Source organism: Metaclostridioides mangenotii (assembly GCF_017873185.1).
In the GTDB taxonomy this organism is placed as follows: Bacteria; Bacillota; Clostridia; order Peptostreptococcales; family Peptostreptococcaceae; genus Metaclostridioides; species Metaclostridioides mangenotii.
The window spans coordinates 935270-958598 of record NZ_JAGGJX010000001.1 but is presented as its reverse complement, the minus strand read 5'-3'; the positions used below and the strand labels follow the sequence as shown (position 1 = coordinate 958598).

Sequence of the window (23329 nt, the reverse complement as noted above, 5' to 3'; positions counted from 1 at the left end):
ATGGAGGAGACTATGTTATTTAATAAAGAGCAAGAACTTTTAAGAAAAGCCGTAAGAGACTTTGTAAGTAGAGAATTGGCGACATTACCAGAAGAAATAGATAAGACTGGTGAAATGCCGAGAGAGCTATTGGACAAAATGGCACAAGCTAAATACACAAGCTGTACTGTACCTGAGGAATACGGGGGAGCAGGTGCTGGATATGTGTCGTATGCAATAATAATGGAAGAACTTAGTAGAAGATGTGCTTCAACTGGAACTTATGCAACTGCAGCAGCATCTCTAGTATCTCTACCAATACTTAACTTTGGAAATGAAGAACAAAAACAAAAATATTTAAGAGGTATTGCATCAGGTGAAATGATAGGTGCATTTGGTCTTACTGAGCCAGGAGCTGGATCTGATGCTTCAGCACAACAAACTACAGCAGAACTTGATGGAGATCATTATATATTAAATGGTAGAAAAACTTTTATAACAAATGCTCCTATATGTGATGTTGCTATAGTAATAGCTGTTACAGATAGATCAAAAGGATTAAAAGGAACAACAGCATTTATAGTTGAAAGTAAATGGGAAGGTTTCTCTTGCGGAGCTCATGAAGATAAAATGGGTATCAGAGGAACTCAAACTTCTGACTTAATATTTGAAAATGTAAGAGTACCTAAAGAAAATCTTCTAGGAAAAGAAGGTATAGGATTTAAAATAGCTATGAATACTCTTGACGCTGGTAGAATAGGAGTAGCTGCTCAAGCTCTAGGAGTTGCTCAAGGGGCACTTGATGAAGCTATAAAATACACAAAAGAGAGAGTCCAATTTGGTAAAACACTTTCAAAATTCCAAAATACTCAATTTACTTTAGCTGATATGGAAACAAAAGTAAATGCAGCTAGAGGGTTAGTTTACGATGCAGCACAAAAGAAAGATGCTGGAATAGAAATGACTAAAGAATCAGCTATGGCTAAATACTATGCAGCTGAAATTGCCAATGAAGTTGCATACAAAGCGCTTCAACTACACGGTGGATACGGATTTATAAAAGATTATCCAATCGAGAGAATATATAGAGACGCTAGAATAATGTCTATATACGAAGGTACATCAGAAGTTCAAAAAATGGTAATCTCTTCAAGTATTTTAAAATAAACTCAGCATTTTAAAATAATTTATACTAGTTAAATGGAGGTAAAGACTTTGAAAATATTAGTTTGCGTAAAACAAGTTCCAGATACTAATGAAGTTAGAATAAACAAAGAGACGGGGACACTTATAAGAGATGGTGTTCCAAGTATACTAAATCCTGACGATGCAAATGGATTAGAAGAAGCTCTAAAGTTAAAAGATAAACACGAGGGTTCAACTATAACTGTAATTACAATGGGACCTCCTCAAGCAGATTTTATGCTTAGAGAGTGCTTAGCTATGGGTGCTGATGAAGCTATACTACTTAGCGATAGAGCATTTGGAGGAGCTGACACTTGGGCAACTTCAAATACTATAGCTGCAGGTATCAAAAAAATTGGCGACTACGATATAGTATTTGCAGGAAGACAAGCGATAGATGGAGATACAGCTCAAGTTGGTCCACAAATTGCTGAAAAACTTGATATACCTCAAGTTACTTATGTACAAGATTTCTCTATAGATGGAGATACAGTTACGGTTCAAAGACAGTTAGAAGATGGATATGAAGTTATAAAAGTTAAAAAACCAGTTCTTTTAACAGCTGTTAAGGAATTAAATGAACCAAGACATATGTCTGTTGATAAAATAGTAAAAGCATTTAAAACAGAAGTGAAAGTTTGGTCAATAGATGATTTAGACGTAGAAAAAGAAGAAGTAGGATTAAAAGCATCACCAACTAAAGTATTTAGATCGTTCACTCCTGACCCAAGAGGTAAGGGAGATATACTTAGAGGCAATCCAGAAGATATTGTCAATACAGTACTTGTAGGACTAAAACAAAAGCACATTATATAAGTTGGAGGTTAAGATGGATACAAAAATGAATGAAACTATAAAAGACTTTAGCTCATACAAAAATGTTTGGGTATTTGCGGAACAAAGAAATGGTGAAATAACGCCAGTTGTTATAGAGTTACTAGGTGAAGGAAGAAAGTTAGCTGATGAAATAGGAGTAGGCCTTTGCGCTATACTACTTGGAAAAGATATCGATGGCTTAGCCAAAGATTTAGTTGCTTATGGGGCAGATACAGTTTACACTGCTGATGATGCACTTTTAGAAAAATACACAACAGATGCTTATACAAAAGTTATAACAGATGCAATAAACGAAATAAAACCAGAAATAGTTCTTTATGGAGCTACACATATAGGAAGAGACTTAGCTCCTAGAATAGCATCAAGAGTAAGTACAGGCTTAACTGCAGACTGTACTAAATTAGAAATAGATCCAGAAGATAAAAAACTAAAACAAACTCGTCCTGCTTTTGGTGGAAATATAATGGCTACAATTATATGTCCTAATACAAGACCTCAAATGTCTACAGTTAGACCAGGAGTTATGGATAAAGCAGATAAAGATACTTCTAGAGATGGTAAAATAGTTCCAATCGCTTTCAATATTAGCAAAGATGATATAAGAGTAGAAGTAATAGAAACAGTAAAAACAAAGAAAGATCTAGTATCTTTAACAGATGCAAATATAATAGTATCTGGTGGACTTGGAATAGGAGGTCCAGAAGGATTCGATATGTTGAAACAGTTAGCTGACAAATTAGGTGGTGTAGTTGGAGCATCTCGTGCAGCTGTAGATGCTGGATGGATAGATCACTCTCACCAAGTTGGGCAGACAGGAACGACTGTTAAACCAAACCTATATATAGCTTGTGGTATATCTGGAGCGATACAGCATTTAGCTGGTATGCAGTCTTCTGACTTTATTATAGCTATAAATAAAAACGAAGTGGCTCCTATACTTGATGTAGCAGATTATGGAATTATTGGAGATGTTAAAGAGATAGTTCCTCTTCTTATAGAAAAACTTGATAGTGTTGACGATTTAGTAGCGCTTGTTAATGCTTAGAATTTGATCGATATGTATAAAATTTATACTTTATAGTAGGCCTAACCCGAATAATCCTTGTATATAAGAATTTTATTATTATATACAAGGATTATTTGATTCAGTATCTAAATATATAGTTAATCAAATACAAGCTAAGTATTTATAATTAATTATATAAAAAACATAATAAAATATAGTAAATTCGACAAAATAACAAATTTAATAATAAATTAACAATTAGAGCAAATATAAACATTTTAACATGCTATAATATTATTAAGTCTTAAAAGTTGTATTTTATATTTCAACGGAGTTTTAATTTACTAATTTAGGAAGGGCTGAATAAAGTGTACAATGATTTTAGAGGCTTTATTAATCATTTAGAAAATCCAGCAATTTTATGCAGAGAAACTGGTGAAATACTCGAATTCAATGCACAGATGAAAAAGATTTTTAATTTTGTCGATGTAGACAAGCCATTGAATATAGCTGAATTAGACAGTACTTTTAATGGGAAGGACTACTTCTCAAGTAATAGAAAAAAGGTAAAACTCAGAGATTTAAAAATGTTTGTAGATGTATACTCAATTAGAGATTACAAAAATGAGACCAATTACATTTATCTATTTGAAAAATCTATGATAACAGATAATGTTGTAGAAGATATTATCGAACATATCGATGAGGTCGTTGTTGTATTTAATAAAGATGGCGTTATTGAAAAAATGAACAGTATTTGTGATGAAATCTTACCTTTTAGAAGAAAAGATGTTCTTGGTCGAAATATAAACAAGTTAGTTTATATGGGAATGGTAGAAGATCCTATAATTCTGAACATGTTGAACATTAAAAAGAAAACCTACAAAAATATAATTTATCCTGGTGGAAAAGTAATTGCGTATACTGCTGTTCCTATATGTGATAATAAGGGAAATGTAAAAGGCGGGGTTCTTACGGGTAGAGATATATCTAGAGTCATAAATCTAGAATCACATGCAAAACACCATGGAGTAGTTGTAAATTCAGAGTACATAAGTAAAAGTAAAGTTATGGAAAACATTAAAAATGTTGTCAAAAGAGCTGCGGCTTCTGATTCATCGATATTTATAACAGGAGAATCTGGAGTAGGTAAGGAGATAATAGCTAGAGAGATATGTAAGTACAGTCCTAGAAGAGATAACCCTTTTATAGCGATTAACTGTGGTGCAATACCAAATGAATTGTTAGAGTCAGAGTTCTTTGGATATGAAGAGGGATCGTTTACAGGAGCTAAAAAGAGTGGAAAAAAGGGAATATTTGAACAAGCCAATGGAGGGACTATCTTCTTGGATGAAATAGGTGAGTTGCCGCTTCAAATGCAGAAGAAGCTACTTAGGGTAATTCAAGAAAACACTATTACCAGAGTAGGAGGAAGCAAACCTATAAAAATTGATGTAAGGTATGTTAGTGCTACAAATATCTCGAATGAGGATCTTCATGACAATTTAAAGTTCAGACAGGACTTATACTACAGACTTAGTGTAATTCCAATAAAAATACCGCCATTAAGAGAGAGGAAGGAAGATATAGTCCCTCTGGTAGAACATTTTTTGGAGTTGTACAATGGCAAATACAATAGAGAGATAGAGATTTCTCCTGATGTAATGAATTTATTAAATGAACATTCATGGCCAGGCAATATAAGGGAGTTAAAGAATATAATAGAAAGGTTTATAGTATTGTCAGTTAAAAATACTATAGGCGAAGATGAGTTTAACATGCTTCTAGATCTAGACAATTTATCGGAGGAAAACGATTTGACATCGCCGATAGTTATCAACGGTATTGTAAATCTAAATGATGCTTACAAGATAGTAGATCAAATAATTATACCTCGGGCTATAGATAGGTATGGTTCTATTACTAAAGCATCAGAGAAGATAGGAATAGATCCTTCCACAATACACAGAAAGATAAAAAGCGGACATATTAGTCTTTAGAATAATAGGCTATTTTAATAGAGCGATATAAATATTCGCGTTCTACTAATATTTGTGATGTATAACAGAATGTATATTGATAATGTAAATGGATATGAAAATATTTAAAATCGTATAAATTTTGGAGTTATTTGTAAATTGTAGATATTTTAATGAATTGTGCGAAAAATTTAACAAAAGAAACATAAGCTGCATAAATTTATTGACAAATACTTCTCTAAAACATTATAATATTACACATGATCCTTAAGTTTGGCTTAGGGATCGTGGTATTATTTATAAAACCAAATTAAGTAATGAGGAGGAATTTTATGGGTGGTAAACGAATGAAAGATATGATGGTAGTAGGATTTGCTCTGTTCGCCATGTTCTTTGGTGCAGGTAATCTTATATTCCCTCCATATCTCGGAGTTCTATCTGGTACGCAGTGGTGGATCGCATTTTTAGGATTCGTTTTTGCAGATGTAGGACTAGCGTTACTTGCAGTATTAGCTGCGACGAAATTCAATGGAAATACGGAAGAGATGTTCAAGAGAGCAGGAAAAGGTTTGGGGATATTGCTAGGTTGTGCAATAGTGATATGTATAGGTCCACTTTTAGCTATCCCTAGAACAGCGGCAACAACATATGAGATGGGTATTGTGCCAATCTTTGGAAGTGGATTTAGTCCAATTTTATTCTCGATTATATTCTTCGCTATAACTCTTTTCTTAGCGATAAGACCTTCAAAGGTTGTCGATATAGTTGGACAATATCTTACACCAGCGTTACTTGTAGCTTTAGCAATACTTATTATAAAAGGTATCTTTGCACCACTTGGAGAAATCAGGGACAGTACTTTGATTAACGGAGTATTTGCAGAAGGTATTGCACAAGGTTACCAAACTATGGATACGCTTGCAGCGATAGTATTTTCTACTGTTATTATACTTTCGGTAGTTGGCAAAGGTTATACTGAAGAGAAGGACAAATTAAAGATGACTGTAGGATCTGGGGTAGTAGCAGCCATTGGTCTTGCTCTTGTATATGGTGGTCTTGCATACCTTGGAGCAACAGTTTCTAAAGTATATGGACAAGACATAGCTCAGACTGAGCTAATAGTTAGCATAACAGCTTCTCTACTTGGAGATACTGGTAAAATACTATTGGCGTTAATAGTTGGACTAGCATGTCTTACAACAGCTATAGGGCTATCATCTGCAGCCGGTCAATATTTCTCAGATATAACTAGAGGAAAGTTAAAATATGAGTATATTGTAATATTTGTCTGTGTGTTTTCTGCTGTAGTTTCAAACTTTGGAGTAAGTACAATTATAAAATTTGCAGCTCCAATATTAAGCATAGTATACCCAGCTACACTTACTCTAATAATACTATCTTTATTTGGCGATAAAGTTAAAAACGACAATGTATTCAAGTGTTCAACATACATGGCGTTACTAGTAAGTGTCCTAACAGTTGCTACAGAGTATGGAATCAATGTTCCACTTGTAAATAGTTTACCATTACATGAATTAGGATTTAACTGGGTAATACCTGTTCTAATTGCGGGAATAATTGGAAGCTTAATTCCTTCTAAAACTTCTTTAGCTAAAACCAATTAAACAAAGTAAAATAAGATAATTTATTATAATCGTCGATACTAAAAAGTATTGGCGATTTTTTTAGCTTATATAGCTTCATATTACACTTTTTACAAGCTAATTTGAACATATATAACAGATGTTTAAATTAGTTAACGCAAAATTAACTTTTTAACACAATGTTAACGCTATATGACAATACTCTCGTAAAATTACATGATATAATATTATTGCCACGAAAAAGCAAGAAATCATTCATAAAAACTTAATAATAATAAATAGTGCTAAAGTTAGAGCTTTGGTTTCGGTTTATCATAATCTTGTAATACTACTTATAGTCTTAAAATATCTGAAAATTTTGAGAGTATAGTATTATTTATAAAAAATAAAGAAGTAATAGGGAGGAAATTTTGTATGGGTGGTAAACAAGTAAAAGACATGATGGTAGTAGGATTTGCACTATTTGCTATGTTCTTCGGTGCAGGAAATCTTATATTCCCACCATATCTAGGTGTTTTAACTGGTCCTCAGTGGTGGATATCGTTTTCAGGGTTTGTATTTGCGGACGTTGGTCTAGCACTATTAGGAGTAATTGCATTAATTAAGTACAATGGTAACGCAGAAGCGATGTTATCAAGATGTGGTAAAAAATTAGGTATCTTAATGGGAACAGTAATAGTAATATGTATAGGGCCTCTAGTAGCAATTCCTAGAACGGCTGCATCTACATATGAAATAGGTATCTTACCTACGATAGGTCCAGGGTTTAATCCGATATTATTCTCAATAATATTCTTTGCGATTACTCTTGCTCTATCAATAAGACCTTCAAAGGTTGTTGATATAGTTGGTCAATATTTAACACCAGCACTATTAGTAGCGTTAGCTGTACTTATAATTAAAGGTATAATAACTCCACTTGGAGATATCAGACCAGATTCACTAATTGATGCAACGTTTGCAGAAGGTATTACTCAGGGGTACCAGACTATGGATGCTTTAGCGGCAATTATCTTCTCTTCAGTAATAATTCTATCTGTTGTGGATAAAGGTTATACTGAAGAAAAACAAAAATTCAAGATGACAATAGGTTCTGGTATAGTTGCAGCTATAGGACTATTTTTAGTATACGGTGGTCTTGCATATCTTGGGGCTACAGTTTCTAAACAATATGGTGCAGACATAGCTCAAACTGATCTAGTAGTTAAAATAACTGGTGCATTATTAGGAAACGGTGGTAAAGTGCTTCTAGGACTTATAGTAGCCCTTGCATGTCTAACAACCGCAATTGGACTTGCTTCAGCAGCCGGACAATATTTTGATGACCTTACTAAAGGAAAATTAAAATACGAGTATGTAGTAATATTCATATGTGTATTCTCAGCAGTAGTATCTAATTTTGGAGTTAGTACAATAATAAACTTTGCAAGCCCAATACTTAGCATAGTTTACCCTGCTGCAGTAACAATGATTATACTTTCATTATTTACTGAGAGTATCAAAAATGACAACGTATTTAAATTCGCTACATATATGGCATTACTAATAAGTGTTCTTACATTAGCTAATGTTCCGTTTGTAAATAGCTTACCATTTGCACCTCTTGGATTTAACTGGGTTGTTCCAGTTGTAATAGCTGGAATTATAGGTTTCTTTGTTCCAGACAAAAGTGCAAAGATAGATAGTAAGGTCATAACAAAGTAATAATAAAAATAAAATAGTATAAAAATGTATAATTTAGATCGTCGATACCAATAATATTAGTATCGGCGATTTTTTTATTTACAAATAATACCTTTTCTCAATAGTATATAGTCTTAATGCTTAAAACAGTATAGATTGATAATTGTGTATATTGCTTTAATAAAAATTATTATTTATTTTCTGATTTATGAATGATTTTTATCTATTTTATAATTCAATTCTATACTTTAAGAGTAAATGGATAAACTGATATAACCAAATTTTAACCTATTTAACAGATAATTAACGCAATATAACAATACTCTCCAAATAAAAAATGATATAATATTGCTAAGATAAAAAAGAAGTATAAAATAATTGAAATGAATACCGATATTGAGATAGTCGACTAAATGTTGAAAATTAGACGATTTAAATGTCGAAATAGTTATGTTTTATCAATAAATGTCAATATATTTGTAGAATTTACCGGGAATGAGGATTTTACTCATGTGGTATTTTTTTATAAAACTTTAAATTTATTGAATTTAGTTAAAAATAGAAAAAAGGAATAATTTCTTGCAATATATTGACGAAAAAGTTTTTTCTAACTCTATTTAATGCTACTCAGTCTTTAATGTTGGGGATTGTAGTATTAATAATAAATTTAAAAGGTAATAAGGAGGAAAATTTTATGGGTGGTAAACAGATAAAAGATATGATGGTAGTTGGATTCGCGTTATTTGCAATGTTCTTTGGCGCAGGGAATCTGATATTTCCACCATTCCTAGGTGTATTAACCGGAGTTGATTGGTGGATTGCATTCTCAGGATTTGTATTTGCAGATGTAGGTCTTGCACTACTAGCAGTAATCGCATTAATAAAGTACAATGGTAATGCAGAAGCAATGTTATCAAGATGTGGCAAAAATTTAGGTATTATAATTGGTTGTGCAATAGTAATCTGTATAGGGCCTCTAGTAGCAATTCCTAGAACAGCGGCATCAACTTACGAAATAGGTATATTACCTACGATAGGTCCAGGGTTTAATCCAATATTATTTTCAATAATATTCTTTGCAATTACTCTTGTTTTATCGATAAGACCTTCAAAGGTTGTCGATATAGTCGGTCAATACCTTACTCCAGCATTATTAGTAGCTCTTGCAGTGCTAATAATTAAAGGAATAATGACTCCGCTTGGAGATATTAGACCAGATTCACTTATCGATGCAGCTTTTGCAGAAGGAATTACTCAAGGGTATCAGACCATGGATGCTCTAGCGGCAATTATATTCTCATCAGTAATAATTCTTTCTGTAATAGGTAAAGGATATACTGAAGAAAAAGAAAAGTTTAAGATGACGTTAGGTTCTGGAATTGTCGCAGCTGTAGGACTGTTCTTAGTATACGGTGGTCTTGCTTATCTAGGTGCTACAGTTTCTAAACAGTACGGTGCAGATATAGCTCAAACAGAATTAGTTGTTAATATAACTGCCGCTTTATTAGGAAATGGTGGTAAAGTGCTTCTAGGAGTTATAGTTGCTCTTGCATGTCTAACAACTGCAATAGGTCTTGCTTCAGCAGTTGGGCAATACTTCCACGATCTTACTAAAGGAAAATTAAAATACGAATACGTAGTTATATTTGTATGTGTATTCTCTGCAGTAGTATCTAACTTCGGTGTTAGTACAATTATAAACTTCGCAGGTCCTATACTTAGTATAGTTTACCCTGCAGCAGTTACAATGATAATTTTATCGTTATTTACTGATAAAATTAAAAACGATAATGTATTTAAATTTGCAACATATATGGCATTGCTAATGAGTGTTCTTACTGTTGCTATAGACTATGGATTCAATGTTCCATTTATAATGAGTTTCCCTCTAGCTCCACTTGGATTTAACTGGGTGGTTCCAGTAGCTATTGCAGGAGCGATAGGATTCATGGTACCATCTAAAAGCTCTACAGTTAGCAAGTAAATTTTAATTTCAAAAAATTATAATATATTTACAAAAATCGTTGGTGCTCAGCTGAGTGCCAGCGATTTTTATGTTTTTTCCAAAAATACTAGACTTTAATATAAAAAATTAAATAGTATAATATAAATATAAGTTTAATCTACAATGTGACAGTGAAGAATAAAATATTTAAAAACTTTCAACAAAAAATGTTTTAGATTAACGAAAAGGGTTATTAATTAGATGTAGAAATATTTTGGAGGGGACCTATGAATCAGATAATAAAAAGAGACGGAACGACAGAATTATTTAGTAAAGACAAAATAGAGGACGCAGTATATAAAGCGAGTATAAACAGCGAAAAAGGTGCTGATCGAGAAATTGCAATTGAAGTCGCTGATAAAATAGATAAAAAATACGCGCTAGGTGGACAAAATCCATCAGTTGAAGAAATACAGGATTTAGTTGAAGTCTTACTAATGGAGACAGACAGAAAAGATATAGCAAAGCACTATATATTATATAGAGAGAAAAGATCTGAAATAAGAAAGAAATCTTGGGAGTTGGACGAGCTTCAAAGTTCTATTTGGAAAAACAAATACAGATTTAATAATGAAAACTTTGACCAATGGATCAACAGAATATCAAATAAAAATCCTAGAATTTCAAAACTTATAAGACAGAGAAAGTTTTTATTTGCAGGAAGAATTTTAGCTAACAGAGGTCTATATAAAACTGGTAAGAAGGTTACATATTCAAACTGTTATGTTATAGAGCCGCCACAAGATAGTATAGAAGGAATATTTGATACAGCTAAAAAACTAGCTAGAACTTTTAGTTATGGTGGAGGTGTTGGAATAGATATTTCAAAACTTAGACCAAAGGGCGCTCTGGTAAATAATGCAGCTAAGCATACTACTGGTGCTGTTTCATTTATGGATCTTTATAGTTTAACAACAGGTCTTATAGGTCAAAGAGGTAGAAGAGGAGCTCTTATGATATCTATGGATGTAAGCCATCCTGAAATTGAGGAGTTTATAGATATAAAAACAGATTTAGAAAAAGTAACTAAGGCGAATATATCAGTAAAAATTACAGATGATTTTATGAAAGCAGTAAAAGAAAGAAAACCATTTGACTGCACATTCTATGTAGATACTACTGGTGAGACTGTAGTTAAAACTATGGATGCCTTTAATTTATTCAACAAGCTTGTAAAAAATAACTGGGATTATGCAGAGCCAGGAATTCTTTTCTGGGATAGAATAGAAAAGCACAACTTTATGAGTGAGGATGAGACATTCTCATTTGCAGGTGTTAATCCATGTGCGGAAGAGCCACTACCAAGTGGAGGAAGTTGTCTACTTGGATCTATAAACCTTTCTGAGTTCGTTATACAGCCTTTTGGTGATCACGCTACATTTGATATGAATAAACTTAAATCTTGCGTTAGAGAGTCTGTTATAGCGTTAAATGATGTACTTGATGAGGGATTAAATCTACATCCTCTTGAAGAACAAAGAGAGAGTGTAGGAAAATATAGACAAATAGGTTTAGGAGTTATGGGAATCGCTGATATGCTTATCAAGATGAGCATGAAATACGGTTCAGATGATTCGCTTAAATTATGTGAAGATATAGCTAAAACTATATTAAATGAATCAGTTATACAATCGGCTTTAATAGCAAAAGAATACGGTCCATTTAGCGAGTATAAATACGATAAAATATCTAAATCGAAATTCTACATTAACAACTTAGATGATGAAGCTAAAGAAATGGTTGAGAAGTACGGTCTTAGAAACTCTCAACTGCTTACAATACCGCCAACAGGGTCTATATCAACTATGATTGGTATAAGTGGAGGAATTGAGCCGATATTCAACCTTTCGTATATAAGAAAGACAGAAAGTTTACACGATGAAGATGTGTACTACAAAGTTTACACTCCAATAGTAAAAGAATACATGGATATTAAAGGAATTACAGAGGAAGAAGATTTACCTGATTTCTTTGTAACTGCAATGAATATAGATTATAGTGGTAGAATAAAGATGCAAAAAGTATGGCAGGAATATGTTGATGCTTCTATATCGTCAACAATCAATATACCATTTGAAACTACCATTGAAGATGTATTCAATATATATATGGATGCTTGGGAAGCAGGGCTTAAAGGAATCACAATATTTAGAGATGGATGCAAGAGAAGTGGTATACTAATAAATGAAAAGCCAGAAAAAGACTCTAAAGATAAAAAAGGATCTGATAATGCTAGAGAAGAGTTAGCTTTAACTGTTGAAGAAGAAAATGTAGACCTTATAAATGAAGAAATAGGTCAAAGTGAAAAATTTGTTTGCCCTGAATGTGGTAATGAAGGAATAGCTAACACAGGCGGATGTAGTATATGTCTAAAATGTGGTTACAGTGCTTGTAGTTAATATTAAATTTACATTTGCTAGCTACTATTAGACAGGCAAACTTCATATAAGGAGACGTCATGGATAAGAAAAGTGTAAAAGAGATTAAAGAAGCAATAGAAAATTTAGAATTAAGTAGATATATGGAGTACATAGATTTACTTAGATCAGATGATAGAAAATCGGTACAAAATTTAGCTCTTAAGCTAGCAAAAAAACTTGATAAAATCAGAGCCGAAGACGAAAGGCTAGAAAAAATAAATATATATGAAAATGAAGGCTACAACAAAGGCTACCTGTATATAGGTGGTATAGATGAAGCCGGGAGAGGTCCTCTTGCAGGTCCTGTCGTGGCTTCTATAGTAGTTTTCGGTAAAGATACAAAAATAGAGGGAATTGATGATTCGAAGAAATTAAGTGAATCAAAAAGAGAAGAGTTGTTTGAGATAATAAAAGAGAAGGCTCTAGACTATGGGATTGGGATAGTTAATAACGAAGAAATAGACAGAATCAATATTTTGAATGCGACGTATTTGGCTATGCAAAAGGCAATAAATAGCTTAGAAAAAACTCCAGACTACCTGCTTGTAGATGCTGCACATATTCCAGGAATTGATATAGATCAAAACTCCATTATAAAAGGGGACTCGAAGTCGATTTCGATAGCCGCCGCTAGTATAATCGCAAAAGTGACAAGAGATAACATAATGTATCAGTACGATAGAATGTACCCAGAGTATGGATTTAAATCACATAAGGGGTATGGTACTAAAGAGCATTATGAAGCCATAGATAAAAATGGTATTATTCCTATACATAGAAAGAGCTTTTTGAAAAAATACTTTAAATAGTTAGAATTTTGTTATAATATTAAATTAACAATTATAATTATTGGGGGGTTATGAGATGGATTATAAAGATGTTTTAAAGACTGCAAGAGAAAATTTTGATGGAACTTGTAGAGTCTGTAAGGATTGTAATGGCGTTGTCTGTGCTGGTGAAGTGCCAGGTATGGGAGGTAAAGGAAGTGGATCTTCTTTTATAGAAAATAGTAAAAGTCTAGAAAATGTTAAAATAAATATGAGAGTTATACACAATGTTACTAATCCAGATACATCTATAGAACTTTTTGGTAAAAAGATGGATATGCCTTTATTTGCAGCACCTGTAACTGGTACAACTATAAATATGGGTGGGAAAGTTACGGAAGAAGAGTATATAAATGGTGTTGTAGAAGGCTGTAAAAAAAGTGGAATATATGCTATGGTAGGAGATACAGCAGTTGATGCTTTCTTATTAGAAAATCTTGATACTCTGAAAAAACACAATGGCGATGGAATAGTATTTATAAAGCCTTGGGACAATGAGAATATAATAAGTAAGATAAAACTAGCTGAAGAAGCTGGTGCATTTGCTGTTGGAGTAGATATAGATGCTTGTGGGCTAGTTACACTATCTTTATACGGAAAAACTGTAACGGCAAAGACTGTTGACGAGATCAAAGAGCTAGTAAATTCTACAAAACTACCTTTTATACTGAAAGGCATAATGACTGTAGAAGATGCTTTAATGGCAGTAGAAGCTGGGGTTGATGCAATAGTAGTTACAAATCATGGTGGAAGAGTATTGGACTGTACACCTGGAACTGCGGAAGTGCTTCCTAAGATAGCTGAAGCAGTAAAAGGAAAAGTTAAAGTACTAGTAGACGGTGGAGTTAGAACCGGGGTTGATGTTCTAAAGATGATAGGTCTTGGGGCAGATGCAGTTTTAATAGGAAGACCTTTTGCTACAGCATCATTAGGTGGAGCGACTGAAGGAGTAAAAACTTATGTAAACAACCTAAAGTCAGAGTTAAACAATGCAATGGTGCTTACAGGTTGCCAGACAGTAGAAGATATAGATTCAAAGGTAATATACAAGTAGATCAAAATAATATTATTTAATAATAGTATTATCAAAATATAATTTTAGATGTTATTTTTGAGGAGGTATTTGTATGAATGAGAAATCTTATAAAGAAGCCTTAGATGAATTAAAGACTTTTGTAACCGAAAGAAAAGAAATGGTAATAAAGGCAGAAGACTGTATTGACAGATATATTATGGATAGATCATTGCCTCTAGAGTACAAAGACAAATGTGTTGAATGGCAGCAAGAATTATCTGATGTCATTGAAAAGCAACTGATACAAGCTAAAGAACTAGCTGAAGTACTGGGTTCAAAAATAAATAATTAAGTAATATAAAGATTTGTAAAAAAATAAGAGGGGTTGTATCTATGATTAATACAGCTCCTCTTATTTGTTATTTATTAGTATATTATAGAGATTATAAATCTATTATAAAAATTTTAACTTCTTACGAAATCCCTGAGTTTAAAGCTTCCAGCAGTTAGAAACACAAGCCCTATAAGAAGTATTGATATTAAATTTATTAAGATGTTATTTGTTGACATCAACGCATCTATAGTCCAGTAAAATGGAGTAAACTTAGCCAAGTTATTTATAAAATCAGAATTATACGATGGTATTATTTTATTAATACAAAGGGCGATACTGACTATAGAGTAGAATATTGCAAACATATTCATAGAAGCTAAATTTGATTCAGTTTTAAAAATTCTAACCATAAATATTACAAGTCCAGTCGATGTAAAACAGTTTGCTAGTACAAGAGCAAGCATATTTAGATTTAATTCTACACCTGTAATTATATTCAATAGAACTAGTAAAATGGAGTAGACAATTGCTTGTACTGAGAAAATACTAAAAAACAAACTGAACATTATTTTGAGATTTTTATTTTTAGTAGATAAAAGCCTAGAAAGAACATTTGAATATTTTAACTCCATAAGATCCCTTGATAAAGCGGTTGTAGAAATATACATCATATAACAGATCATAAATACTATTAAAAATGAACTGTCGGGAATTACTGATTTTTTTTCGACTATATGTGAAGCTATCTTGTTGTCTATAACACCAGGAGCTACGAGTTCTTTTAATGAATCATTTATATACGATTCAATCTCGGTTTCTGCAAATAGACTTCCACTTCCTTTAGAGGTTTTTATACATTCTACTTTAGGTTTAATCGGTTTGTTTATATTTTTAGAAAAATCTTTATCAAAAACAAATACTGCTGAAACTTTATTTTCTTTAAGAAGCTTTACCGCTTCTGACTTTTGGTCTAGACTAAATATGTTCTTCTCTAGATTTAATTTTCTAATCAGACCTGATTCATACTCTCCGTTTTGATCTGCAACAATAGCGATTTGTGAAAACATATTAGAGTCGCTTAAATCGTTACTTAGAAAATTTACACCTAGTACTACTACAAATGGCATTAAAGCCATAGAAACAAGTATAGAAGGATTTTTTATATATCTTTTTACATTTGCTAAAATAAGTTTAATTGTACTCATTATATCTCCCTCCAACTAAATTTTTCTTTTACAACTGTTAGAACTATTAAGACAAGCGATACAATAATACATGTATTTACAGTAGTACTTATATTTGCGTAGTTATTGTATAAATTAAAATTACTAAACATTTCATTTATTAGATATGTTGGTGATAAATTAGAAAACTTATCTATTAATGAATCAGAGAAACCGTTAAGCATTCCTCCAAATACAACCTCCAGTACTAATAGAAGGTATGTAAAAACAGTACCAATCTTCTTTGGAAAAACTGATGATATAAAATTTGATAATGCAGCTACAAAAATAGAGGCTACAGCAGAAAGCCAAATTATAACAGCAAAATTACCTTTAAAAGTAATACCTAAAAATCTATAAAACATTATATAAAGTGTTAAGAATATAAATGAATACAGAAATATTGATAGTGTATTGTGAAATAGAAGTTCTACTCTTGATACTGGCAGTGAGTAAGTTCTCTTATATAGGCCTGTATACTGATCTAGGTGAGCACTTACAGCATTTGACATAATCATCATTATAACTAAAAATCCCAATAGAGATAATGCGTAAAATTCATATGAATTTGGCATTATGTCTGGCTTTATATATTCAGTAGCTAAAGCTTTTTTAGTGAATATTTGTTTAAAATTGTTATTATCAGCAGCTTTCACTTTGTTTAGATAGAGCATTTCATGATAGTTATCTAAAACGCCGCTTATTATAGTAGATTTATTTCTATTTTTATCATCAATTTCTTTAATGTATATATTACTTGGAGTTTTACTTTCTACATTACTTGAATAATCACCGGGAATTAAAATTTCTATGTTTGAATCGTTTTCATTTTTAACTATATTTACTAATCCATTTAAATCGTTTTTTATATAATTTTTCAGATTCTCGGAATAAGCTGTGTTGTTTTTGTCGACAATATTTACATTGAATTTCTCAATATCGGCTGGATTCTTAAACATACCATCAGTTATAGCGCCCATAAACCCTGCTAGAAATAGAGGTAGGAGCAAGAGCGTAACTATATACATAATAAAGTTATTTTTTATTCCTTTAAAAAAAGTTTTAATAGATATATAAATTTTCATATTATCACTCCTGTTCTTGAGTTTTGAACTTTTTACCTGTTAGATTTAAAAAGACATCTTCAAGACTCGGTTCGTTGTACGAGATTTTAATTATGCCTGAGTCGTTATTTGCTATAATTTTTAAAGCACTTGTTAGTTCAAAATTTTTATCTATCATAAAAGACAGACTATATCCAGTATTTTCTTTTAGTGAAACAATTCCTTTTGTTTGTAAAAGCTCTTCAATAAGAGTTTTAGTTATATTTTTTAACTCTAAATCTAAAACACTATTTGATGATACCAGAGATTTTAGATAGACGTTATCTCCAAACGCAACTTCTTTTCCTTCGTCTATTATATAGACCTTTGAACATAGATTTTCTACTTCTTCAATGTAGTGGGATGTATATATTACAGTTGTTCCTTGTTCTTTAGAAATCTTTTTTACAAAGTTGAATATTTGATTTCTCGATTGAGTATCTACACCAACAGTAGGTTCATCAAGTATTAATATTTTTGGATGATTTAGTAGTGCAATAGCTATATTAAGCCTTCTTTTCATACCACCAGATAGCTTTTTGACTTTCTTTTTCTTTACATCTTCAAGGCCGGTGATCTTTAAGGCTTCATCAATTCTCTCGTATAGATCTATTCTGTTTAAACCATAAAATGCGCCAAAATACTCTAAATTGTCAAAAGGAGTTAGATGTTCCATTATAGCTAATTCTTGTGGAACAAGACCTATAATAGATTTGGACTTTATTGAGTTTGTTCTTAAATCTAAACCATTTATCTCTACCTTTCCGCTATCAGGAAGCATAAGGTCTGAAATTATACTTATAAGTGTAGATTTTCCAGCTCCGTTTGGACCGATCAAACCAAAAATTTCACCTTCTTCCACTGATAAACTTACATTATCTAGTGCTAATTTATCGTTAAATCTTTTAGTGACATTGTCTATTTTTAAAATATTCATTAACTTCACTCCCTATAATTTTGTTTATGTTTATAGTTTAAATTAATTCTTAGGTTTTATCTATTACGAAAAGTCATAAAAAAAATGACTTAAGTCATTTTTTAAAAGTTTTATTTGGATTTAAATTCATCTATAACACAATTTTATTTTTGTATGCAAATATCGCAAGTTGTGTTCTGTCTCTTAGCTCTAACTTCCCTAAGATAGTGCTGATATTATTTTTAATCGTTCCCTCTGATAAAAATAAATTTTCACTTATCTCTTTATTGCTAAGACCTTCTGCTATCAGCTTAATTATATTCACTTCTTTATTGCTTAAGTTAAACTTATCGAGTACATCGTCACTTGATACAGATTTCTCTGTAGATAAAATTTTCTTTGCGATATCTTTAGCTAGTACAATATTTCCAAGATTAGCAGATCTAATACCCTCATGTATTATGTCATCAGAGCTGTCTTTAAGAAGATATCCAGACGCTCCATAGTTAATAGCATCTTTAATATAGTCGTCATCGCTAAAGGTAGTCAAAATAAGTATGCTAATGGACTTGTCAAACTCTTTGATAAGTTTTGTTCCTAAAACTCCTGAGCATATTTTCATTCTTATATCCATTAGAACTAAATCGACTTCATTTTTTTTACAAAATTCTAGAGCTTCATATCCATCACCTACATCGCCGACTATATCTAAATCATCGTATGAAGATAGTATTATTTTAAGACCTTGCCTAATAAGCTTTTCATCGTCAACTATGAGTACTTTAATCTTATTCAATTAATCCGCCTCCAAATATTCTAGGTACTGTAGCTTTAACTGTAAAACCACTTTGAGAGTTTAAAAACTCTACCTTACCATTTAATTCGTAAATTCTCTCATTTATACTATTTATTCCATTGCCCTTGTCAATTTTGATGCAACCTATACCATTGTCACTTATGGTTGTGATAACATCGCTTTTATTGAACATAATGTATATTTTTACTTCACTAGCCTTACCGTGGCGCAAAGAATTGGAAAGCGACTCCTGGATAACTCTATATAAAGTTATTGATTGCTTTTGAGATAGTGACCAAGTATTTTTGGATATAGTGAGTTTTACATCGCAGTCTGTAAGCTTTTTAAAATTTTCTACTAATTCTTTTATCTTAAATAGATTCTGATAATTTTCGTACTCATCGGGTTTTAAATCAGTAACAGTGCTCCTAACTTCTTGAAAGTTCTCTTTTACAAATTCTCTAAGTCCAGAAACTAGTTCAGCCACTTCAGGTTTGCCTTCTAATAATTTTTCAATAGCGCCTAGCTGAATTATAGTTGTAGACATAGAGTGGCCAACACTGTCGTGGATTTCCCTTGATATCCTATTTCTCTCTTTCAAAATTGCTAGTTGTTCTACAGAACTCGCGTATACTTCTAAATCCTTGTTATTTCTTTTCAATAAATCCTTGGATATCTTTAAATTTTCATTTATCTCTAAATACTTTATTTTAGAAGTATATTCACTGTTAATATATTGGCACAGCGCTATAACAATAGAGTAGATGAAAAATGCCTCTAAAGCGTTAAAAAGCGAAATCTTATAGCTTAGGTACGCTCCTAAGATTAACGATGCAATAAATAGTGTGTATTTATAAATTTTATCTATAAAGAAAGAAATATCTACAATTAAAGGTATCAAAAATAGAGTATTAAAGTTTTTGATATAAGAGCTCAATATAATTAACAGTATAAATTCTAAAAACAATGATATAAACAGAGGAACTTCTCTGTCCTGAAAGCTAAAGAATCTAACTTGATTATTTATTACTATAATAAATAATAATATTATTACAATATCTGGAGCTTGGCTAAATTTTGATAGTGAAAAGGCTATAATCATGATGAGGCATATGTACCTTATATAAATAATTAGCTTGTTTTTGGTCAATATAATGAACCACTCCCTTAGATATATTTAAAACTACATTATTTAGTTAATTATATCTTACAGAATCGTAAATAGTCTATAAGTTTATTAAGTTGTTAAATAATATGAACTTATATGTAAAAAATCTCTTAACTGTAAAGTTGAATACTTACTTCAAGTGATGACGATAATTAAAATAATTAAAATATTTTGAATTGGAGATGGTGTAGATTGAAAAGTAAAGCTTCAAACAAAGAGAAAGGAATTTTTGGAGAGGCTGTGGCAAATGAGTATTTGACTAAAAATGGCGCAGAGATACTTGAAACAAATTTTTCTAGCAACTTTGCAGAGATAGATATAATAGCGAAGTTAGATGGGCAGTTGATCTTTGTGGAAGTTAAATCTAGGACTAGTCTAAAATTTGGTTATCCTTCAGAATCCGTTGACCTAAAAAAGAGGAGAAAGATCATACAACTAGCACAATTCTACATTTCAAAAAATAATTTATTCGAAGTACCTGTGAGATTTGACGTAATAGAAGTGTTTTTAATAGAGACAAAACTTAGACATATAATTAATGCCTTTTAATAAATGTGAGGAGAGTGTTTATGTTAAGTATTGTGAATTCAAGTAATTTAATAGGTATAGATAGTTTTTTAGTAAGGGTAGAAGTCGATATAACAAATGGGATACCAAGTTTCCATATTGTAGGACTTCCAAGTACTGAAATAAAGGAATCCAGAGAACGAGTAAAGTCTGCAATTTTAAACAGTGGTTATAAATTTCCAAGCTCTAGAATAGTTGTAAATTTATCGCCAGCAGATTTAAAGAAAGAAGGAGTATTTTTCGATTTATCCATATGTGTTGGTATATTAAGAGGAGAAATTAATACTGAAAATAAGTTTATTGAAGAGAGTTTGTTTATAGGCGAAATATCTTTAGATGGAAGTATAAAAAAGGTAAGGGGAATACTTCCTATGATACTTGGAATAAAAAAATACAGTATTAAACGAGTTTTTATTCCTGTGGGCAATCACAAAGAGAGCAGTTTTATTGACGGTATTGATATTATACCAGTAAAAAATCTGAGTGAATGTATAGAGATATTGAATAATTTACATAAGATTAAAAAGCGAAAACATAAATATAAAGATTTGGATTTTAAAATTTATCCAAATTACTCTAAAAAAGGAGAGGATATATATGAAGAAGACTTATCTGATATAAAAGGTAACTACTTTATAAAAAGAGGTGCAGAAATATGTGCATCGGGTAATCACAATATGCTCATGATTGGACCGCCTGGTTCCGGTAAGACGATGCTAGCTAAAAGAATAAGAACTATACTTCCAGATATAACTAAAGATGAGATGATAGAGGTCAGCAAGATATACAGTGTACTTGGATTAATAGATCCAGACAAAGGGATAGTTGATAGAAGGCCTTTTAGATCTCCACACCACACAGCGACCAAACAAGCGCTTGTAGGTGGGGGAAGTGATGCAAAACCTGGTGAAGTAACACTAGCGCATAGAGGAGTGCTTTTTTTAGATGAATTAGCAGAATTTGATAGGAAAATATTAGAAACTCTAAGACAACCTATAGAGGAGAAATACATAAATATATCGAGGCTTAAAAACAATATAAGATACCCATGCAATGTGCTTTTAGTAGCGGCAATGAACCCTTGTCCTTGTGGTTACTACATGTCAAACACTGAGTGTAGATGTAGAAATTATGAAGTGGATAGATATCACGGTAGAGTTTCCGGACCGCTCTTGGATAGGTTTGATATATTTGTTGAAGTAAATCAAGTCTCTTTTGAGGATTTTAACGACAATAGAAAATATGAGAGCTCAGATGAAGTAAAATCTAGAGTAAGTAAAGCAAGAGAAATACAGGAATTTAGATTTAAGGGAAGCAATATTAAAGTAAATAGCGAAATAAATTCTTCTCATTTAAATAAATATTGCAATATGAATAAAGATGCTGAAGAAGCTTTAAAAGAAATCTTTAAAAAATATAATTTAAGTAATAGAAGCTACACGAAACTTTTGAAGATGTCTAGAACTATAGCGGATTTAGAGGGCAAAGAAAACATTGGTTATGAGAATATTTTAGAGGCTTTTTCATTTAGAAAAGCCTTTTATAATTATTTTAAATAAAAACTTTCTGAGGTGTGTACTATGGAAAAGAGAGATATGTACTTAATGTTAAAATCTATTGCATGTGTGGGAAATATAGCTATTGAAAAGATCGAAGATAAACTAGGTGATTTGGAAATTTTATTCGACTTATCAGATAAAGAAATATACGATTTAGAAAATTTAAACTTGAATATTAAAAAAAATATAGTAAAATATAGAAGTCAAGCATATTTAGATGAACTAAAGGAAAACTTATATAAAAAGCAAGTTGAGTTTATATGCTCTAAAGACGAACTATATCCTAAAAAATTAAGAAACACTTACAACAATCCAAAAGTACTTTTTTATAAAGGGAATATAGAGAATATAGATAATAATATGAATATAGCTATGATAGGATCCAGAAAACCTACATATTATGGAATTAACTGTGCTAGAAAGATGAGCAGGCAGTTATCAGATGTGGGGATAAATATAGTAAGTGGTCTGGCTATGGGAATTGATTCGTATTCACATTTAGGATGTATTGAAGGAAGATCGAAGACTATTGCTGTTTTGGGATCGGGGGTCGACAACCCTCTACCTAAGAAAAATATAGGTTTAGCGAATAAAATAATTGAAGATGGTGGATTACTATTGTCAGAGTACAATGTAAATTCATCTGTGAAGTCGTGCAATTTTTACAGTAGAAATCGAATTGTAAGTGGGATAAGTGATGGAGTTGTTGTGGTAGAAGCAGCTAAAAAAAGTGGATCGCTTATAACTGTAGATTTTGCTTTAGAACAAGGCAAAAATATATTTTCGGTACCTGGTAATATAAATTCTGACCTAAGTAAAGGTTGTAATAAAATTATTAAAGAAGGTGCAAAATTAATAGAAGATATAGAGGACATTTTAGAAGAGTACAATATAAAAGCAATTAGCAATCAAAAAAAAATATTTGATGTAGATAATTCAAGTTTAAATGCGGATAGTAAACACATTGTATCCTTAATAAAAAAAGAAGGAAACTTGCATATAGATAAAATTTGTGATTATACTGGTATAGATATAAAGTCAGTAAACATAATTTTAAGCAAATTACAGCTTGAAGACATAATAATTGAAATGAATAATAATACATACAGTTTGAATGTATGAT

Annotated in this window: 19 protein-coding genes; 14 read left to right on the top strand and 5 right to left on the bottom strand. The window is 31.5% G+C overall.

Features of this window, described 5'->3' with window-relative positions; all coding sequences use genetic code 11:
* The first annotated feature begins 12 nt into the window (after window positions 1-12).
* From acdB to J2Z43_RS04510, 11 genes are all read left to right on the top strand, one after another.
* Window positions 13-1146, top strand: a complete 1134-nt coding sequence (gene acdB, locus J2Z43_RS04560) for a putative isocaproyl-CoA dehydrogenase AcdB (RefSeq protein ID WP_209456041.1) — start codon at window positions 13-15, stop codon at window positions 1144-1146.
* Between the two features lie 48 nt (window positions 1147-1194).
* A complete protein-coding gene (gene etfB, locus J2Z43_RS04555) occupies window positions 1195-1980 on the top strand; it encodes an electron transfer flavoprotein subunit beta (RefSeq protein WP_024622056.1) in 786 nt (261 codons plus the stop codon).
* A gap of 25 nt (window positions 1981-2005) precedes the next feature.
* Window positions 2006-3046 (top strand): electron transfer flavoprotein subunit alpha/FixB family protein, encoded by a 1041-nt coding sequence (locus J2Z43_RS04550; RefSeq protein WP_209456380.1) that lies wholly within the window; start codon window positions 2006-2008, stop codon window positions 3044-3046.
* A 329-nt stretch (window positions 3047-3375) separates the two neighbouring features.
* Window positions 3376-5007 (top strand): sigma-54 interaction domain-containing protein, encoded by a 1632-nt coding sequence (locus J2Z43_RS14725; RefSeq protein WP_209456040.1) that lies wholly within the window; start codon window positions 3376-3378, stop codon window positions 5005-5007.
* Between the two features lie 311 nt (window positions 5008-5318).
* Window positions 5319-6611, top strand: coding sequence for a branched-chain amino acid transport system II carrier protein (brnQ, locus tag J2Z43_RS04540; RefSeq protein WP_209456039.1), 1293 nt, complete (start codon window positions 5319-5321; stop codon window positions 6609-6611).
* Window positions 6612-7004: 393 nt separating this feature from the next.
* A complete protein-coding gene (gene brnQ, locus J2Z43_RS04535) occupies window positions 7005-8294 on the top strand; it encodes a branched-chain amino acid transport system II carrier protein (protein WP_209456038.1) in 1290 nt (429 codons plus the stop codon).
* 673 nt (window positions 8295-8967) lie between these two features.
* Complete coding sequence (gene brnQ, locus J2Z43_RS04530) at window positions 8968-10257, top strand: branched-chain amino acid transport system II carrier protein (RefSeq protein WP_209456037.1); 1290 nt, start codon at window positions 8968-8970, stop codon at window positions 10255-10257.
* Between the two features lie 248 nt (window positions 10258-10505).
* Window positions 10506-12677: an adenosylcobalamin-dependent ribonucleoside-diphosphate reductase gene (locus J2Z43_RS04525; RefSeq protein ID WP_209456036.1), complete on the top strand. Its 2172-nt coding sequence runs from the start codon at window positions 10506-10508 to the stop codon at window positions 12675-12677.
* Window positions 12678-12736: 59 nt separating this feature from the next.
* Window positions 12737-13507: a ribonuclease HII gene (locus J2Z43_RS04520; RefSeq protein ID WP_209456035.1), complete on the top strand. Its 771-nt coding sequence runs from the start codon at window positions 12737-12739 to the stop codon at window positions 13505-13507.
* Between the two features lie 55 nt (window positions 13508-13562).
* Window positions 13563-14579, top strand: coding sequence for an alpha-hydroxy-acid oxidizing protein (locus J2Z43_RS04515; protein WP_209456034.1), 1017 nt, complete (start codon window positions 13563-13565; stop codon window positions 14577-14579).
* Window positions 14580-14652: 73 nt separating this feature from the next.
* Window positions 14653-14892: a hypothetical protein gene (locus J2Z43_RS04510; RefSeq protein ID WP_209456033.1), complete on the top strand. Its 240-nt coding sequence runs from the start codon at window positions 14653-14655 to the stop codon at window positions 14890-14892.
* Window positions 14893-15005: 113 nt separating this feature from the next.
* Here J2Z43_RS04510 and J2Z43_RS04505 read toward each other — a convergent pair whose 3' ends face one another.
* The 5 genes from J2Z43_RS04505 to J2Z43_RS04485 form a co-directional block, all read right to left on the bottom strand.
* Entirely contained in the window at window positions 15006-16079 is a 1074-nt protein-coding gene (locus J2Z43_RS04505) for an ABC transporter permease (RefSeq protein WP_209456032.1), read from the bottom strand.
* Window positions 16079-17182 (bottom strand): ABC transporter permease, encoded by a 1104-nt coding sequence (locus J2Z43_RS04500; protein WP_209456031.1) that lies wholly within the window; start codon window positions 17180-17182, stop codon window positions 16079-16081. Before J2Z43_RS04500 ends, J2Z43_RS04505 begins: the two co-directional genes overlap by 1 nt.
* Window positions 17183-17186: 4 nt before the next feature.
* Complete coding sequence (locus tag J2Z43_RS04495) at window positions 17187-18137, bottom strand: ABC transporter ATP-binding protein (RefSeq protein WP_209456030.1); 951 nt, start codon at window positions 18135-18137, stop codon at window positions 17187-17189.
* A 130-nt stretch (window positions 18138-18267) separates the two neighbouring features.
* Entirely contained in the window at window positions 18268-18912 is a 645-nt protein-coding gene (locus tag J2Z43_RS04490; protein ID WP_209456029.1) for a response regulator transcription factor, read from the bottom strand.
* The gene (locus tag J2Z43_RS04485; protein ID WP_209456028.1) at window positions 18905-20014 is read right to left on the bottom strand and encodes a sensor histidine kinase; all 1110 of its coding nucleotides are present in this window, start codon (window positions 20012-20014) and stop codon (window positions 18905-18907) included. Before J2Z43_RS04485 ends, J2Z43_RS04490 begins: the two co-directional genes overlap by 8 nt.
* 258 nt (window positions 20015-20272) lie before the next feature.
* Between J2Z43_RS04485 and J2Z43_RS04480 the strand changes: the two genes are divergently transcribed.
* From J2Z43_RS04480 to dprA, 3 genes are read left to right on the top strand one after another with little or no spacing between them, the layout of a single operon-like run.
* Window positions 20273-20629 (top strand): YraN family protein, encoded by a 357-nt coding sequence (locus tag J2Z43_RS04480; protein WP_209456027.1) that lies wholly within the window; start codon window positions 20273-20275, stop codon window positions 20627-20629.
* A gap of 20 nt (window positions 20630-20649) precedes the next feature.
* Window positions 20650-22206, top strand: a complete 1557-nt coding sequence (locus J2Z43_RS04475; protein WP_209456026.1) for a YifB family Mg chelatase-like AAA ATPase — start codon at window positions 20650-20652, stop codon at window positions 22204-22206.
* A gap of 21 nt (window positions 22207-22227) precedes the next feature.
* Window positions 22228-23328 (top strand): DNA-processing protein DprA, encoded by a 1101-nt coding sequence (dprA, locus tag J2Z43_RS04470; RefSeq protein WP_209456025.1) that lies wholly within the window; start codon window positions 22228-22230, stop codon window positions 23326-23328.
* Window position 23329 lies beyond the last annotated feature (1 nt).